At 73.4% G+C, this 16,106-nt stretch carries 11 protein-coding genes; 4 read left to right on the top strand and 7 right to left on the bottom strand.

The features are described from left to right. Positions 1 to 18: 18 nt before the first annotated feature. From ABT008_RS15710 to ABT008_RS15690, 5 genes are all read right to left on the bottom strand, one after another. On the bottom strand, positions 19 to 1,650 hold the full coding sequence (locus ABT008_RS15710; protein ID WP_350696928.1) for a hypothetical protein: 1,632 nt from the start codon (positions 1,648 to 1,650) through the stop codon (positions 19 to 21). A 145-nt stretch (positions 1,651 to 1,795) separates the two neighbouring features. Further along, positions 1,796 to 5,185: a beta-L-arabinofuranosidase domain-containing protein gene (locus ABT008_RS15705; RefSeq protein ID WP_350696927.1), complete on the bottom strand. Its 3,390-nt coding sequence runs from the start codon at positions 5,183 to 5,185 to the stop codon at positions 1,796 to 1,798. Positions 5,186 to 5,389: 204 nt separating this feature from the next. Next, positions 5,390 to 6,856, bottom strand: coding sequence for an FAD-dependent oxidoreductase (locus ABT008_RS15700; RefSeq protein WP_350696926.1), 1,467 nt, complete (start codon positions 6,854 to 6,856; stop codon positions 5,390 to 5,392). Next, positions 6,853 to 7,122: a (2Fe-2S)-binding protein gene (locus tag ABT008_RS15695; RefSeq protein WP_350696925.1), complete on the bottom strand. Its 270-nt coding sequence runs from the start codon at positions 7,120 to 7,122 to the stop codon at positions 6,853 to 6,855. Before ABT008_RS15695 ends, ABT008_RS15700 begins: the two co-directional genes overlap by 4 nt. Continuing rightward, positions 7,119 to 8,294, bottom strand: a complete 1,176-nt coding sequence (locus ABT008_RS15690; protein ID WP_350696924.1) for an NAD(P)/FAD-dependent oxidoreductase — start codon at positions 8,292 to 8,294, stop codon at positions 7,119 to 7,121. The genes ABT008_RS15695 and ABT008_RS15690 overlap by 4 nt, the downstream gene beginning before the upstream one ends. Positions 8,295 to 8,432: 138 nt before the next feature. Here ABT008_RS15690 and ABT008_RS15685 point away from each other — a divergent pair, with 138 nt between their 5' ends. The 4 genes from ABT008_RS15685 (at position 8,433) to ABT008_RS15670 (ending at position 12,508) form a co-directional block, all read left to right on the top strand. Next, positions 8,433 to 9,329, top strand: a complete 897-nt coding sequence (locus tag ABT008_RS15685) for a dihydrodipicolinate synthase family protein (RefSeq protein WP_350696923.1) — start codon at positions 8,433 to 8,435, stop codon at positions 9,327 to 9,329. 19 nt (positions 9,330 to 9,348) lie between these two features. Beyond that, entirely contained in the window at positions 9,349 to 10,359 is a 1,011-nt protein-coding gene (locus ABT008_RS15680; protein WP_350696922.1) for a proline racemase family protein, read from the top strand. 17 nt (positions 10,360 to 10,376) lie between these two features. After that, on the top strand, positions 10,377 to 11,756 hold the full coding sequence (locus ABT008_RS15675) for an aldehyde dehydrogenase family protein (RefSeq protein ID WP_350696921.1): 1,380 nt from the start codon (positions 10,377 to 10,379) through the stop codon (positions 11,754 to 11,756). Between the two features lie 71 nt (positions 11,757 to 11,827). Beyond that, a complete protein-coding gene (locus ABT008_RS15670) occupies positions 11,828 to 12,508 on the top strand; it encodes a GntR family transcriptional regulator (protein ID WP_350696920.1) in 681 nt (226 codons plus the stop codon). A gap of 58 nt (positions 12,509 to 12,566) precedes the next feature. Here ABT008_RS15670 and ABT008_RS15665 read toward each other — a convergent pair whose 3' ends face one another. Both ABT008_RS15665 and ABT008_RS15660 read right to left on the bottom strand, forming a co-directional pair. Continuing rightward, complete coding sequence (locus ABT008_RS15665; RefSeq protein ID WP_350696919.1) at positions 12,567 to 14,309, bottom strand: ABC transporter ATP-binding protein; 1,743 nt, start codon at positions 14,307 to 14,309, stop codon at positions 12,567 to 12,569. Next, on the bottom strand, positions 14,306 to 15,994 hold the full coding sequence (locus tag ABT008_RS15660; RefSeq protein ID WP_350696918.1) for an ABC transporter ATP-binding protein: 1,689 nt from the start codon (positions 15,992 to 15,994) through the stop codon (positions 14,306 to 14,308). Before ABT008_RS15660 ends, ABT008_RS15665 begins: the two co-directional genes overlap by 4 nt. Between the last annotated feature and the right edge of the window lie 112 nt (positions 15,995 to 16,106).

Here is a 16,106-nt window from a genome sequence, read left to right as displayed (position 1 = left end):
GCGCCGGACCCGGCCCGGTCAGCGGGTCGGTAGGCAGACCTTCCCGGTGAAGGCGGGGTCGGGCTGCCGGAACGCGGCCCAGGCCGGGTTGGCCGCGATGGCCAGCGGCGGCGCCTGCCACGCGGCGCCGAGCCGCTGCAACAGCGGGTACTCGTCGCGCTCCTGCTGGATCGGCTCGCCGGAGAGGAAGGCGACCAGCCGGTTCTCGACCAGCGCGCGGTTCAGCAGGCCGCCGTGGACCCCGGGCATCTGGAACACCGGGATGTCGGAGTAGTCGCCGGGTGGCGCCTCGGCCGCGGTGCTGGTGGGGACGAAGGCGACCATCCGTACGCCGGGCACCGGGCACATGAGCTGGTTCCGGTAGAACGGCGCGTTGTCGACCAGCGAACGGATGAACGGCTCGTCCGGGCCGGTGCCCGGTCCACCGCCCTTGTGCAGCACGCCGAACATGACCCGCAACTGCCACCCGGTGACCACGCCCCAGCCCCGGTCCTGGTGTGGCGGCGGATAGTAGGCGCGTCCCGCATTGATCAGCGGGCTGAACATCGCCAGCGCGTCGACCGCCGGATGGGCCCCCTCGTCGAGGTAGGTGCGGGCGACCATGGCACCCTCGCTCTCGCCGATCAGCGCGATCGGCCGCCCGGTACGCCCGTGCAGCCGCTGCACCTGCTCGCCGAGCAGCCGTACGCTCTGCGCCACCGAGATCGTGGTGTCCGGCGGCCCGTACGGCAGGGGTGTGCCGTCCGGGGCCAGTCCCCGGTAGGAGAACCGCTCCACGCGGTGGTCGACCGGTTTCTCGCCGCCGTACGCGGAGCCGTAGCCGGCGAGGACGATGACCGCCTGCGGTACCTCCGGCGGCAGTGGGTGGTCGAGCACCACCGCCTCGGCCCGCAGGTCCTTGCCCGGGACCGCGTGCACCAGCGGCGGGATGAGCAGCGGCACCGCCAGCGCGAGTACGGCCGCGACCGGGGTCGCCGGAAGCCACGCCAACCGGACCCGGGGCGCGCACAACGCGGCGTGCACCGTCCGGTCCCACAGCAACCCGTTCACCACCCCCGCGGCGGCGGCCACCGGCACCGTCCACCAGCCCGGCACGCTCCAACACAACGCACCGGCCATGGTCAGCACCACGAAGTTCAGCAGCGACCAGCCGACCAGGGACAGCGACGGCACTCCACGCCACCAGGGGCCCACCACGGCGGCCCGTTGCAGGAACGGTGCCAGCAGGAACATCGGCAGCAGGGAGGCCAGCAGCACCCAGGACAGCGCCACCACCGACGCGGCCACCGAGATCAACGCCCACGGTGCCACGATCACCGCCACCAGCAGGGCCAGCCCCAGGCTGCGCCGCAGCAGCCACCGCACCGGCGGTCGGGGCACCCCGTCCGGCCAGGCCAGCACCACCAGCACGGTGTGGAACACGCCCCGCGCCGCCACCACCACGCCGAACCAGAACAGGAACTTCGGCCAGGACTCGTGGTAGACGTACAGCCAGCGCAGGTCGTGGTAGGTGTCGTACGGCCAGACGGCCGAGGTCTGCGGCGCGAGCCCGGTGGCGGCGACGAAGCCCAGGGCGACCAGGACGGTGGCCTCGACGGTCGGCGACACGGCGGTGAGCAGCAGCAGTCCCGCCCGCCTGCGCTGCCGCATCCTGCCTCCCCGCCGTCTCCTCCCTGGCAGACTCCACCGGGAACGGCCGTCGTGTCGGGCAGTTCGGCAACTTCGCGGCGCGCAAGTGCCCGGCAGACCGGGTGACGACGCCCCGGCGGGGCGCCGCCACCCGGCAGGACACGCCCTAGCCGAGCGCCGGGTACGGTGCCTCGACCTCGGTGACGATCTCCTCGCCGTCGACGGTGCCGGTGACCCGGACGGTGGCGGTGCCGGCCGGCACCGCCGCGCTGCGCGTGTTGAACTGCTGGAAGGCGGTCTTGCCCGGGGCGACACCGGTCACCGTCCGCGAGCCGAAGGCGGTGACCAGCTCGATGGTGAGCGGCACCTGGTCGGCGTTGCGGGCGGAGACGGAGACGTAGGCGTTGCCGCCGATGCGCTGCGTCTTCGCGGTGACCTCGACGTCGAACGAGGTCCCGGGGTCGAGTTCGGCCCTCGCCCGGGTGGCGTCGGCGACGATCCGGTCGCGTTGCGCGGCGGTGAAGACGTCCGCGTCGACGAACGCGTCGGCGAGGCGGGTGACGGTGGTGACGAACTGGCTGTGGCTGGCGAACGGCGCCTCGTCCCAGAGCAGGTCGAGGAAGGTCGGACCGTCGGTGCCGGGTGACGGCACGCCGGTGACCGGCACGTCGTACGCGGGCAGGCCGTCGTTGCGCTTGTGGTTGGGTACGCCGGTGTCGATGCCGCCGAACACGACCGTCGGTTCGACCCGTCGGAAGTACGACGAGACGGCCTGGGTGTCGGCGACGTAGTACGGCCGCAGGGTGAACCCGTGCGTGGCGAAGAGCTGGTCACCGGCGGCCGTGGTGCTGCTGGGGGTGATGGCGGCCCGGGTGTAGTCGCCGTCGCGCTTGAGGTGGCGGTACAACGACAGCTCCCGGAAGGCGCCGCCACCGGGGTTGCCGAGGATCTGCAGCAGCACCGGTCCCCAGAACACGGCCTGGGTGTCCGGGCGGTCGATGGCGCGCTCGATCCGGATGCTGAACGGCATCCGGATGTCGACCGTGTCGCCGGAGCGCCAGGTCCGGCTCAGCGTCAGGTAGCTGCCCGGGGTGGCGCTGTGCTGGTGCGCGACCCCGTTGACGCTGACCTGGAAGCCCTTGCGCACCCAGGCCGGTACGCGGAGCTTGACCTCCAGCGGGCCACTGCCGTTGACGGTCAGCCGGACGTGGTCCTGCCGGGGGTAGTCCGTCTCCTGCACGACCGTGAGGTCCTTCTCTGACCAGGTCAGGGTCGACGGCACGTACAGGTTGACCCAGAGGGTGGAGTCGTCGGCGGACTTGAAGTAGATCGTCTCCTGGTACTTGGTGTGGTTCTCGATGCCGGTCCCGCCGCAGCAGGTGCCGGTGTTGCCGTAGCCACGGGCGGCCCCCGGGGTCAACGGCTGGAAGTAGGTGACCTGCGGGTTGCTGACGGTGGTGGTGTCGGCGCGGGACCCGGCGATCTGGTTGATCAGACCCCGCTCGTAGTAGTCCAGGTACGCCGGGTCCTGCTCGTGGAAGAACAGGTTGCGGGCGAGTTTGATCAGGTTGTAGGTGGTGCAGGTCTCGGCGCCGCCCTGGGCGATCGAGTTGGCGATGTTGTCCCGGTTCTGGAACAGCTCGATGTTGTTGTTCGAGCCGGGGTAGTTGCCGCCGGTGCCGCCGTTGGCGTACGCGCGGTGCGGGACCACCATGCCGAAGAAGTTCTTGGCGGCCTGGAAGTACTCGGTGTCCCCGCTGTGCTCGTAGACGCGCAGGTAGCCGACGAACTGCGGCACGTGCGAGTTGGCGTGCAACCGGTCGGGCCGGCGCCGCCCCGGGTTGGTGGCCGGGGTGGTGACCAGGATGTCCCGGTTCTCCACGCAGGCGTCAAAGAGCGACTCGCGGTTGTCGAAGAGCTTGGCGGTCTCCAGATGCCGACTGTCGCCGGTGAGCGCGTAGATCTCGGGGAACACCTCGTTCGCGCCGCCGGTCTCACCGGCGATGTAGAGGTCCCACATGTAGTTGAGGTTGTCCCGGGTGATCGGCCCCGGGTAGCCGGGGTGGTTCTTGTCGCCGATCGTCAACGCCAGGTGCGCCCAGGTGGCCATCTTGGTGACGACGTCGAGCGCCGTGGCGTTGTCGGTGTGGTAGTACGCGTCGAGCAGACCCCGCATGATCTTGTGTTGGGTGTACCAGGGGGCCCAGGTGTTCGTGGCCGCGTTGCTGCCGTACACCGCCCATCGGGGCGGTCCGAGCCGCAGCACCGCGTCCTCGGGGATGGCGCCGAGGTAACCGGGGTGGGTCGGTACCCACAGCTCGGTGCCCCCGCTCTGGGTGGCGACGATGCCACCGTCGCGGCCGTTCGGCGACGAGTCCTCGATCGTCGACCCGCCCTCCTCCTCGAACCGGTACCAGGCGATCGAGCCGCCACCGGTGCTGCCGGCGGGGGAGTCCTGGAGGGAGGCGACCTCCTGGGCGCTCAGCGCCCGGTCGAAGATGTGGAACTCGTCGATGGTGGCGTTGAGCATCGGGTCGCCGTACTGCGACCGTCCGATCCACCGGTTGCCGGGGTTCCCCAGGTTCGCCGGGCTCAACGTCATGTTGGTGTTCTGACCGGCCTGGACGCCGTTGACGTACAGCGTGCCGGTGTTCTGGGTGAGCGTGACGGCCAGGTGCACCCACTGGTTGACGGGCAACGCGGTGGTGCCGTTGATCTGCTGTTCGCCGCCGCTGCCGCTGACCGTGATGGCGAACCGGGGCGCGTTCCCGGTCGACCCGGCGCGCGGGGCGAGGAACATGTTCACCGTGCTGTTCTGGCCGAAGTCGAACAACCGGCTCCAGTTCTGCGTGGCCGCCAGGTTGACCCACGTCGCGATGGTGAAGTCGGTGAGCTGGCTGATCGCCTCCTGCGGCAGCGTTACGTGCTCGGCCCGGCTGGGACCGCCCAGCCGCAGGCCGCTGCCGAACCGGCCGGCGACCCGGTCGATCTCCGGCTCCTCCGGCTCCTGCGGGTCGCCGCCCGGATCGCCGGTGCCCATCCGGGCCGTGATGGCCGCCTGGCAGGCGGCGAGTTCGCCGACCATCCAGTCGAGCTTGTTCTTGAAGATCGGTTCGCCCAGGTCGGCGTACCCCTGAGCGAGGGCGGTCATGAAGTGCCCGGCCCAGTGGCCGCTGAGCAGCCCGCCGTCCTCCCAGCCGCCGGGTGTGGTGACCCCGGCCGGGTTGGGCCGGCCCGCCTGGTTGTTGAACAGCACCAGGAAACGCCGCTCGTCGAGCTGCCGCAGGTAGTTCTTCATCCGGTCCCGCTTCTGCTGGAGCAGACCGTCGCCGAGCCGGACGTCACGGAGCTGGAACGGCCGGACCGGTGCGGTGCCGCCCGGACCGGGGTCGGCGACGACGCTGCCCGGGCCGGGCGAATCGGGGCTCGAACCCGGGGTCGGCGCCGCCTGTGCGGCGGCCGGGAACGCGGCCGCAGTGGCGACCGCGGCCACTCCGGCGGCGGACACCTGCAGGACCTGACGTCGACTCACGGGGATCTCAACAGATTCAGCCACTTAGGATCGTCCTTCCAGGTGGGGTACGGCTCGACCGGTGCGGTGGCGCAGAGACGGATTGTCAGCGAGTGTGAGCGTTAACTTTTCGCTCGTCAATCCCTACGACCCGGTAAAGTGCGGACTTCGACACCTGCGGGAAACGAGGTGATGTTAGCGCTCACACACACGGTCAACTGGGATTCCGGGCACTGTGGAGACGCCCTCTCAGCCGTGGTCGACGTCGGATCCGTCGTCCTCGGAGGCGGCCAGCCGTCCCAGCGACAGCGGCGCGGCGATCGGTCGTTCCGCGAAGGCGCGCAGGTCCGCCTCGGTGACCGTCCGACCGGCGTACCGGGCGGTCAGGCAGGCGGTGGCGAAGCCGCACACGCGCCCCTGGCACCACCCCATCCCGGGCCGGGCCAGCAGCTTTACCGTGCGGGCCTCGGTGGCGCCCAACCCGGTCACGGCCTGCCGGATCTCGCCCGCGCCGACCTCCTCGCACCGGCAGACCACAGTCTCGTCGGCGCAGCGCGCGAGCACGTCGGCGGGGACCGGGTAGGCCCGGTGCAGCGCGGCGGCGAACCGGCGCAGGGCGGGGCGTCGCCGACGCGCCGCCCGGTCCCCGGTCGGCGGTCCGTGGCCGAGCGAACCCGCCGCCGAGGCACCGGCGATCCGACCCTCCACCGTGGCCAGGTCGGCGCCGCCGACGCCGGTGGCCTCACCGGCCGCCCACACCCCGGCGACGCTCGTCGCCTGGTCCTCGTCGACGGAGAGCACCAGGCTCCGGTCGGCGTCGACCCGGGTCGCGCACCCGAGCTGAAGTGCCAGGTCGAGCTGCGGCGTGAACCCCCAGCCGACCGCCAGCACGTCGCAGTCGATCCGCCGCTCGGAGCCGGTGCGCACCCGGCCGTCCCGGCCCCGCCGGCCGACGATGACACCGGTCAGCCGGTCCGTGCCGGTCGCCCGCAGCACCACGTGCCGGTGCCGGACCGGCACCCGGTGCCGCAGCAGCCGGGCGGCGTACCCGGCGGCCTCGCCGAACTTGCCGGCCACGCCGAGCAGCGCGCGGGGGTGCCGGGCGAGGGCGAGCGGACCGTTCGCCTCCAGCACTGCCGCCACCCGCGCGCCGTACCGGGCCAGACCGTCGGCGACCGGCAGCAGGAACGGGCCGGTGCCGGCCACCACCACCCGCCGTCCGGGTACGACGAGGTGGCCCTTGAGCAGAGCCTGCGCCCCGCCCGCCGTGAGCACGCCCGGCAGGTCCCAGCCGGGGAAGGGCAGTTGCCGGTCGTACGCGCCGGTGGCGAGGACGAGTCGGCGGGCGGAGACGGTGACCGGGTCGGGGGTGCCGTGCTGCCGGGGCTCGGCGCCCACCAGGCAGCGCAGCACCCAGCCGTCGCCGTCCGGCGTCACCGACCAGACGTGGTGCCCGGCCAGCCGGACGACCCGACCGGCGTCGGCCAGCGCGGCGAGACGGTCCAGCGTGGAGGTGAACCGCCGCCACCCGTGGTGCAGGGTGGTCGGCCGGAAGCGGCCGACGCCGGGAGCGGGGGAGCGCCAGTACTGCCCGCCGGGGCGTACGCCCGCGTCGATGATCGCCACCCGGGCCCCGGCTTCGGCCGAGGCCAGCGCGGCGGCCAGTCCCGCCGGCCCGGCCCCGACGACCGCCACGTCCACGTCTGTGCCGGTCATCGTCCGGTGCCCTGCTGGGTGCGGACGTCGTCGCCCGGGGCGGCCGGCACCAGGCAGGCGCGCAGCGACGGTTGCCCGTTGACGGTCACCAGGCAGTCGAAGCAGATCCCGATGCCGCAGAACAGCCCCCGGGGCCGCCCGCCGAGCCGGGTGTCCCGCCAGGACCGCACCCCGGCGGCGGTGAGGGCGGCACCGACGGTCCAGCCGTCGCGGCAGGGCACCGGCGTGCCGTCCAGGAGGATCTCGAACTCGTCGGGGTGGTTCACCGGGACACCTCCGGGTCGAACCGGTCCGGGCGGAACGGGGTCAGGTCCAGCTCGGGCGGCGTGCCGAGCAGGCTCTGCGTGACCAGACGCGCGGTGCCCGGGGCCAGGCCGATACCGGCACCCTCGTGACCGCACGCGTGGTGCAGCCCGGGAGCGCGAGGATCCGCGCCGATCACCGGCAGGTGGTCGGGACAGTACGGCCGGAAGCCCCGGTACGCGCGGATCACCGCGACATCGCGCAGCACCGGGAAGAGGCGTACCGCACCGGCGGCGAGCTGCCGCAGGGCCGGGACCGAGACGCTGCGGTCGAAACCGACGCGTTCCCGGCTGGCGCCGATCAGCACCGTGCCGGCCCGGGTGCCCTCGACCACCGTGGACGTCCGCAGCGCGGCCGAGTCGCTGGCCACGTCGGCGACGTAGTCGGCGAGGTACACCTTGTGCCGGATCAGCGCCGGGAGCGGCTCGGTCACCAGGATGTAGCCGCGTCGGGGCGCGATCGGCAGCGCGACACCGGCCAGCGCGGCGACCTCACCGGCCCAGGTGCCGGCGGCGTTGAGCACGGCGGCGGCGGGGATGTCGCGTCGGGGCGTCCGCACGCCGACCACCCGTGGACCGTCCCGCAGCAGGCCGGTGACCGGCTCGTGCGGCAGCACGGTGGCGCCGTCGCGGCGGGCCAGCCGCAGCAGGTGGGCGGCGGCGAGCATCGGCTGCACCTGCATGTCCTGCGGGTACCGGTAGCCTCCGGTGAGGTCGTCGCTCAGGTGTGGTTCGTGCTCCCGCAGCCGGTCCCGGTCGACGGCGACCGCCTCGACACCGAGGTCGCGTTGCCGCGCGGCGAGCCGGGCCAGGCCGTCCAGGGACGCCCGGTCGGTGGCGACCACCAGCCCGCCCTTGGTCTCCATCTCCACCAGCTCACCGAAGGTCGTGTCGCGCACCGGCAGGTCGGCCAGGGCGCGCCACTGCCGGTGCGAGTGCAGCGCGAGGTCGAGTTCCGGGCCCGGTTCCTTGTCGGAGACGAGGATGTTCCCCTCGCCCGCCCCGGTGGTGCCGCCGACGATCGGACCACTGTCCACGACGGTGACCGACAGGCCCGCCCGGCTCGCGTGGTACGCGCAGGCCGCGCCGACGATGCCCGCGCCCACCACGACCAGGTCCACCGCTCCGCTATGCACGCGACCACCGGACCGATCGGCCGGTGCCGCAGGGGCGGGGCGCAGGCATGGCACCTCCGACGTCGAGGGCTGGAGGGCGGTGGGACGCCGTTGTAGTGTGTGACATTGTACTGGCCGACACGGATAAGGAGCACCCCGATGCCCCCTCGGTCGAGACCATGGCACGGCGTCCTGGTGGCCACCACGGTGCCGCTCGACGACCGACTCGCGGTCGACGTCGACCGGTACGCCGAGCACGTCCGGTGGCTCGCCGACGAGGGCTGCGACGGGGTCGTGCCGAACGGCTCGCTCGGGGAGTACCAGACGCTCACCCCCGAGGAGCGCAGCACACTGGTCCGGGTCGCGGTCGACGCGGCACCCGACGGTTTCACCGTGATGCCCGGCATCTCCGCGTACGGCGCGATCGAGGCGCGGCGGTGGGCCGAGGACGCCGCCGAGGCCGGGTGCGCGGCGGTGATGCTGCTGCCGCCGAACGCCTACCGGGCCGACGAGCGGGCCGTGGTCGCGCACTACCGCGAGGTCGCCGAGGTCGGCGTGCCGGTGGTGGCGTACAACAACCCGATCGACACCAAGGTCGACCTCACCCCGGAGCTGCTCGCCCGCCTGCACGGCGAGGGCCTGATCGTCGGCGTCAAGGAGTTCACCGGCGACGTCCGCCGCGCCTACCGGATCGCCGAGGCGGCACCCGGCCTGGACCTGATCGCCGGTGCTGACGACGTCACCCTGGAACTCGCCGTGGCCGGCGCGCCCGGCTGGATCGCCGGGTACGTCAACGCGCTGCCCCGGGCCTGCGTCCGGCTCTTCGACGCGGCGTCCGACGGTGACCTGGCCACCGCGTTGCCGCTCTACCGCGCGCTGCACCCGTTGCTGCGCTGGGACTCGCGGACCGAGTTCGTGCAGGCCATCAAGCTCTCGATGGACGTGGTCGGACGCTACGGTGGGCCGTGCCGCCCGCCCCGGGTGCCCCTCACGCCGGAACACGAGCGCATCGTCCGGGAGGCCACCGAGAAGGCGGTGGCGGCCGGCGGCCGGTGACGGGAAGGGCGGTAGGGCGATGCGCAGCACACGGGTGTTCCACGCGGTCGACTCGCACACCGAGGGCATGCCGACCCGGGTGATCACCGGCGGGATCGGCGTGGTCCCCGGCGACTCGATGGCGCAGCGGCGTCGGTACTTCGTCGCCCACCTCGACCATCTGCGCACCCTGCTGATGTGCGAGCCGCGTGGGCACGCCGCGATGAGCGGGGCGATCCTGCAACCGCCCACCCGGCCCGACGCCGACTGGGGCGTGCTCTTCATCGAGGTCAGCGGCTGCCTGCCGATGTGCGGACACGGCACCATCGGGGTGGCCACCGTCCTGGTGGAGACCGGCATGGTTACCGTCACCGAGCCGACCACCGTGATCCGGCTCGACACCCCGGCCGGGCTGGTGGTGGTCGACGTGGCGGTCCGCGACGGGCACGCCGAGTCGGTGACCCTGCGCAACGTGCCCTCCTTCGTGTCGGAGCTGGACGCCACGGTCGACGTGCCCGGGTACGGTCCGGTCACCCTGGACCTGGCCTTCGGCGGCAACTTCTACGCCGTCGTCGACCTCGACCGGCTCGGGATCGCCTTCACGCCGACCGATCCGCAGGTCCGGCAGCGGATGCTCGACGCCGGGCTGGCCATCATGGACGCGGTCACCGACCAGCTCCGGCCGGTGCATCCGGAGGACCCGACGATCGCCGGCTGCCACCACGTCTACCTCGCCGCACCGGGCTCCGACGCCCGGCACTCGCGGCACGCCATGGCCATCCACCCCGGCTGGTTCGACCGCTCACCCTGCGGCACCGGGACCTCGGCCCGGATGGCCCAACTGCACGCCCGGGGCGAGTTGGCGCTCGGCGCCGACTTCGTCAACGAGTCGCTGATCGGCAGCCGTTTCGTCGGCCGGCTGCTGGACCGCACCACCGTGGCCGGTCGACCGGCCGTGGTCCCGACGGTCACCGGCCGCGCCTGGATCACCGGCACCGCCCAGTACCTCCTCGACCCCACCGACCCGTTCCCCGCCGGCTTCCAGCTCTGACCAGCACTGGAGTTCTCATGTCCGTCGTCGTGTCCGCCTGCCCCCAGCGTCCCGAGGACGTCGTCGTCTCGGTGCCCGCCGCGACCGCCGAGAACGTCGGCACGGCCGCCGAGGCGGCCCGCGCCGCCCAGCGCGGCTGGGCGGCGGCCCCTCCCGCCGGGCGGTCGGCGGCGTTGCACGCCGCCGCCGACGCGGTCGCCGACGCCACCGCCGAGCTGGTCGACCTGGTCGTCCGGGAGGTGGGCAAGCCGGTCACGGAGGCGCGCGGTGAGGTGGCCCGGACGGTGGCGCTGCTGCGGTACTACGCCCAGCAGGTCTACGACCCGACCGGGGCCGTGCACGACCCGAGCGGCGGCCGGGGGCTGGCGTACACCCGACGTCGCCCGCGCGGTGTCGCCGGCCTGGTCACGCCGTGGAACTTCCCGCTGGCCATCCCGGTGTGGAAGGCCGCCCCGGCGCTGGCCTTCGGCAACGCCGTCCTGCTCAAGCCGGCACCGCAGGCGACGGCCTGCGCGATACGGCTGGCCGAGCTGGTCACCCCGCATCTGCCCGACGGGCTGCTGACGGTGCTGCCCGGCGACGCCGAGACGGGCCGTGCGGTGGTGGACGCCGGGGACGTCGTCTCGTTCACCGGCTCCGCCGAGGTGGGCGCGAGCGTCGGCGCGACCGCCGTGGCACGGGGCGTGCCGGTGCAGTGCGAGATGGGTGGGCTCAGCCCGGCGGTGGTCCTCCCGGACGCCGACGTCGAGTCCGTCGCCCGGCAGGTCGCCTACGCCGCGTTCGGGTATGCCGGCCAGAAGTGCACCGCCACCAAGCGCGTCATCGTGGTGGGTGACCCGACCGCGTTCACCGACGCGCTGGTGACCGCCGTGGCGGCGTTGGCCTGTGGCGATCCCGCCGCACCGGAGACCGTGGTGGGGCCGGTGATCGACCAGGCCGCCCAGCGCCGGGTGCGGGACGCCGCGCAGAGCGCCGTCGCCGCCGGTGCCCGACTGCTCACCGGTGCCCGTACGCCCGAGGGGCCGGGCTGGTTCGTCGCCCCCACGCTGCTGGCCGACGTCCCCGTCGACCACCTGCTCCAGCGCGCGGAGGTGTTCGGTCCGATCTGCACGCTGAACCGGGTGGACAGCCTCGACGCGGCGCTGGCCGCCGCCAACGACGGCCGGTACGGGCTGGCCGCCTCGGTCTTCACCGCCGACCTGGACGCCGCGCTGCGCTTCGCCGACGGGCTGGCGGCCGGACAGATCAAGGTCAACGCGCCGACCGCCGGAGTGGACTTCCACCTGCCGTTCGGCGGCGAACGCGCCTCCAGCTACGGACCCCGCGAACAGGGCAAGGCGGCGCAGGACTTCTACACCGCCCTGCACACCGTGACCGTCGTACCCGCCGGAGGCTGAACCGCCCCGGGTGTCCCGGGGCCCGCCGCCGTGGCGTCGCCTACCATCTGCGGCGAGAAGGAGACGTGGTGGTGACTGACGCCTTGGAGCTGCCGGCCCTGGGGGCGCGTACGAGCCTGCGCGGGCAGGTTGCGCACGCGCTGCGGGCCGCGCTGGTGGCCGGCCAGATGCGCCCCGGCGAGGTCTACTCCGCACCGACGCTCGCCGCCCGACTCGGCGTCTCCGCCACACCGGTCCGCGAGGCGATGCTCGACCTGGTCAAGGAGGGCCTGGTCGAGACCGTGCGGAACAAGGGTTTCCGGGTCACCGAACTGTCCGACCGGGAACTCGACAACCTGACCGAGATCCGCCAGTTGATCGAGGTGCCGACCACTGTGCGGGTGATCGGCGTGGCCACCGCCGAGGACATCGCGCGGCTGCGGCCGATCGCCCACCGGATCGTCGAGGTGGCCGAACGCAAAGACCTGATCGCCTACATCGAGCACGACCGCCGGTTCCACCTGGAACTGCTCGCGTTGGCCGGCAACAGTCACCTGGTCTCGCTCGTCGGTGAGCTGCGGGCGAGGTCGCGGCTGTTCGGCCTGACCCGGCTCGCCGAGACCGGGGAACTGGTGCCGTCGGCCCGCGAGCACGTCGAGATGCTCGACCTGATCGAGGCGGGCGACCGGGCCGGACTGGACCGGCTGATGCGCGTGCACATCGGCCACGTCCGCGGCCGGTGGGCCGGCCGGGCGGAGCCGACCGCCGACTGAGCGTCGCCGCCGGACGACTCTGACCGCCGCCGGGAGACCCAGACCGGCGGCCGTACGGTCAGCGCTGCCAGGCGGCCCAGAGTTCGGCGTACCGGCCGCCCGCGGCGACGAGTTCCGCCGGGGTGCCCAGCTCGACGATCCGCCCGTGCGCCATCACCGCGATCCGGTCACAGCTCTGCGCCTGGGTCAGCCGGTGCGCGACCACCACGGCGGTGCGGCCCCGCACCAGGGCGGCACTGGCCAGCTCCAGTTGCCGGGCACCGGCGCTGCCCGCCTCGGCACTCGCCTCGTCCAGCACCACGATCGGCGGGTCGAGCAGTGCGACCCGGGCCAGCGCCACCTGTTGCGCCTGCCCGGGGGTGACCGGGTGGTCGCCCTCACCGACCGGGGTGTGCAGCCCCTCCGGCAGCGCGGCGACCCACTGGTCGGCCCCGACCAGCCGCAGCGCGTCCCACAGCTCCTCCTCGGAGGCGTGCGGCGCGGCCAGGCGCAGGTCCTCGGCGAGCGTGCCGGCGAAGACGTGCACCTCCTGGGTGACGACGCCGACGGTGCGCCGCAGCTCCGCCGGATCCAGGTCGGCGATCGGCCGACCGCCCAGCAGCACCTCGCCCTCGGCGGCCGGGAACACCCCGCCGAGGATGGCCGCCAGGGTCGTCTTGCCGGCACCGCTCTCGCCGACCACAGCCAGCGACTCGCCCTCGGCGATCTCCACCGAGACGTCGTGCACGACGGTGGGCCCGCCGGGGTAGCGGTGCCCGATCGACTTGGCGCCGATCCCGCCCGCCGGTCGATCGCCGGTGCCCGCGCGGGACTCCGGCACGTCGAGTCCGGTGATACCGACCAGTCGGGCCAGCGCGGCGCCGGCCGACTGGACGTCGTTGAACGAGATCAGCAGCATGCCGAGCGGGCCGAAGAGCCGGTGGAACAGCAGCGCGGCGGCGGTGACGTCACCCACGCTGCTCTCGCCCGCGCGGACCAGCAGGAAACCGGCGAGCAGGACGGCGGTGAGTCCGATCGCCTCCGCGTAGTTCATCATGTTGGCGAACCACAGGAATCCGCGTACCGCCCGCAGGCGCGCGGTGACCGCGTTGCGCGACGCTCCGTCCACCCGCTGGCCCTGCCGCTGCGCCATGCCGTAGGCGTGCACCGTCCGGGCGCCGGTGAACGTGGTCAGCAGGCTCTGCGTCCGCACCGCTGCCGCCTCGCGCTCGGCGGCGTAGAGCCGCTTCGCCTGGGGCACGAACCGGCGCAGGCTCAGCACGTGCACCGGGAAGACGACCAGGAACGCCAGCGCGATCCGCCAGTCCAGGGTGGCGAAACCGGCGAAGGTGATGACGACGGTGACCAGGGCGGTGAAGATCCCGGCGGCCAGCCGGACCGAGTCGGTGACCTGTTCCACGTCGTCGGTCACCCGGGCGGCGACGTCGCCGGAGCCGGCGCTCTCCAACCGCGCCGAGTCCATCCGCAGGGCCCGGTCGAGCACCTCTTCCCGCAGGTCGGCGCAGGCGCGCATGCCCCACTCGGTGACCAGCCACCGGGACACGCCGGTCAGTACGGCGGCCAGCAGGCCGGTGCCGAGGATCCAGGCCGACGTCGTCAGCAACGCGTCGACGGTGCCGCCCGCGACGACCAGGTCGACCAGTCGGCCGAGCAGGATCGGCACCACCACGGCCGCGGCGCTGGCCGCCACGGACGTCAGGACCGACGCCCAGGCCAGCAGCGGATAGCGGCGCAGGTTGCGCCAGAACACGGCCAGGGTCTCCCGGCCGGAGGCGACCGGCAGGATCGTCGTCGCGCTCATCGCAGGACCACCTCGGCGTACGCGGACTGGGCGAGCAGGTCCCGGTGCGATCCGACGGCGGCCACCTGCCCGGCGTCCAGGAAGACGACGCGGTCGCACCGGTCGAGCAGCGGCGCGCTGGTGGTGACCAGCACGGTGGCGCGCTCGTCCCCGGCCCGGCGGGAGCGGATCCCCTCGGCGATGGCGTGCTCGGTGACCGCGTCGACCGCCGTGGTCGGGTCGCGGAACACGGTGACCGGCCGGTCGGCGAGCAGCGCCCGGGCCAGGGCGATCCGCTGCCGTTGCCCGCCGGAGAGGTTCAGCCCGTGGTCGAGCAGTTCGCGGTCCAGGCCGGTGCCGCCCTCGGCGAGCAGGTCGTCGACGGAGGCCGCCGCCATGCTCTGCCGCAGCGCCGCGTCGTCCCGCTCGTCGCCGCTCTGCAACACCTCGCGCAGGGTGCCGCCGAACAGGTCGACCGCGTGCGGCTCGACGAGCACCACCTGCCGCAGCGAGGCCGCGTCGAGGTCGCCGACCGGCGTACCGGCCAGGGTCACCTCGCCCCGCTCCGGCGCCCGTGCCCCGGCCAGGAGGTCGGTGACGTCGTCGGCGGTGGTGGTCTGCCCGGTGACGACCCCGAGCACCTCGCCGGGCCGCACCTCGAGACTGGCGCCGTCCAGGCCCGAGGTGTGCACTTCGGCGAGGACCAGCGGACCGGGCTGCGCCGCCCGTACGCCGGAGGTGGCGCGCTCGGGCGCGGCCAGCACCTCGGCGACCCGGGCCGCGCTGGCCCGCGCGGTGGCCAGCCGGAAGACGCAGTCGGCCAGGTTGAGCACCGGGTCGGTGATGAACGCGGCCAGGCCGACGATGGTGATGAGCTGCCCGACCGTGATCCGCCCCTCCAGGGCGAACCACCCGGCCAGGGCGGCCACGACGGTGATCAGCAGGCCGGTGGTGAACGTCGACACGCCGACGAACGCGGCACCGGCCTTGACCGCGCCGACGTTGGCGCGCAGCGAGGTGCGGCTGGCGGTCCGGTAGCGTCGCGACGCCTCGTCGACGCCGCCGAACCCGCGCAGCGGCCGGAGCCCGCGCAGCAGGTCCGACGCGGTCGCGGCGGCCCGGCCGATGGCCTGCTGCTGGGCCGAGGTGTGGCGTTCCACGACCGGCCCGAGCGCGTGCAGGCCGAGCACCAGCACCGGGATGCCGATGACCAGCCCGAGTCCGAGCGTCCAGTCGATCCGCAGCAGGACGATCGTGGAGACGACCAGCCCGAGCAACGCGGACACCACCCGGCTGCCCAGCTCCAGCGAGTCGGCGGCGGCCTGGGTGTCGGTGGTGGCGATGGAGAGCAGCTCACCGCTCTGGCGGCTGGTGCGGATGCCCTGGCCGCCCAGCAGTCGCCGGACCACGCGCATCCGCAGGACGTGCGACTCCTCGGTCACCGCCCTGGACAGAAACCAGAACCCGGACCGCCAGCCCATGGTCAACGCGGTGAACAACACGAAGATCCCCAGGACCGACCAGATCATCGCCGAGGTCGACCCGGTGCTCACCGCCTGGTCGATGACCAGGCCGATGGCCACCGGGACCAGCGCCTCACACACCTGGTGCAGCGACCAGAAGGCGGTGCAGAGCGCGGTGTCCCGGCGCTGCCGCCAGAACATCTCGCCGAACAACCGGCCGGTCGGGCTGACTCGCGCGGTCACCTCACCCGCCGTCGGTCGGTGCGGCGGATCCCCGCCGTCGGCTGTGCCATCTCGCCTCACTCTCCACAAGTTAGGTGAGGCTAACCTGTGGTCGTGGCTCGACGCCATCCGG

Origin of the sequence: Micromonospora sp. NPDC002389, assembly GCF_040296095.1 — a bacterium.
GTDB lineage: Bacteria > Actinomycetota > Actinomycetes > Mycobacteriales > Micromonosporaceae > Micromonospora.
This window is presented reverse-complemented; position numbering and strand designations above follow the sequence as displayed.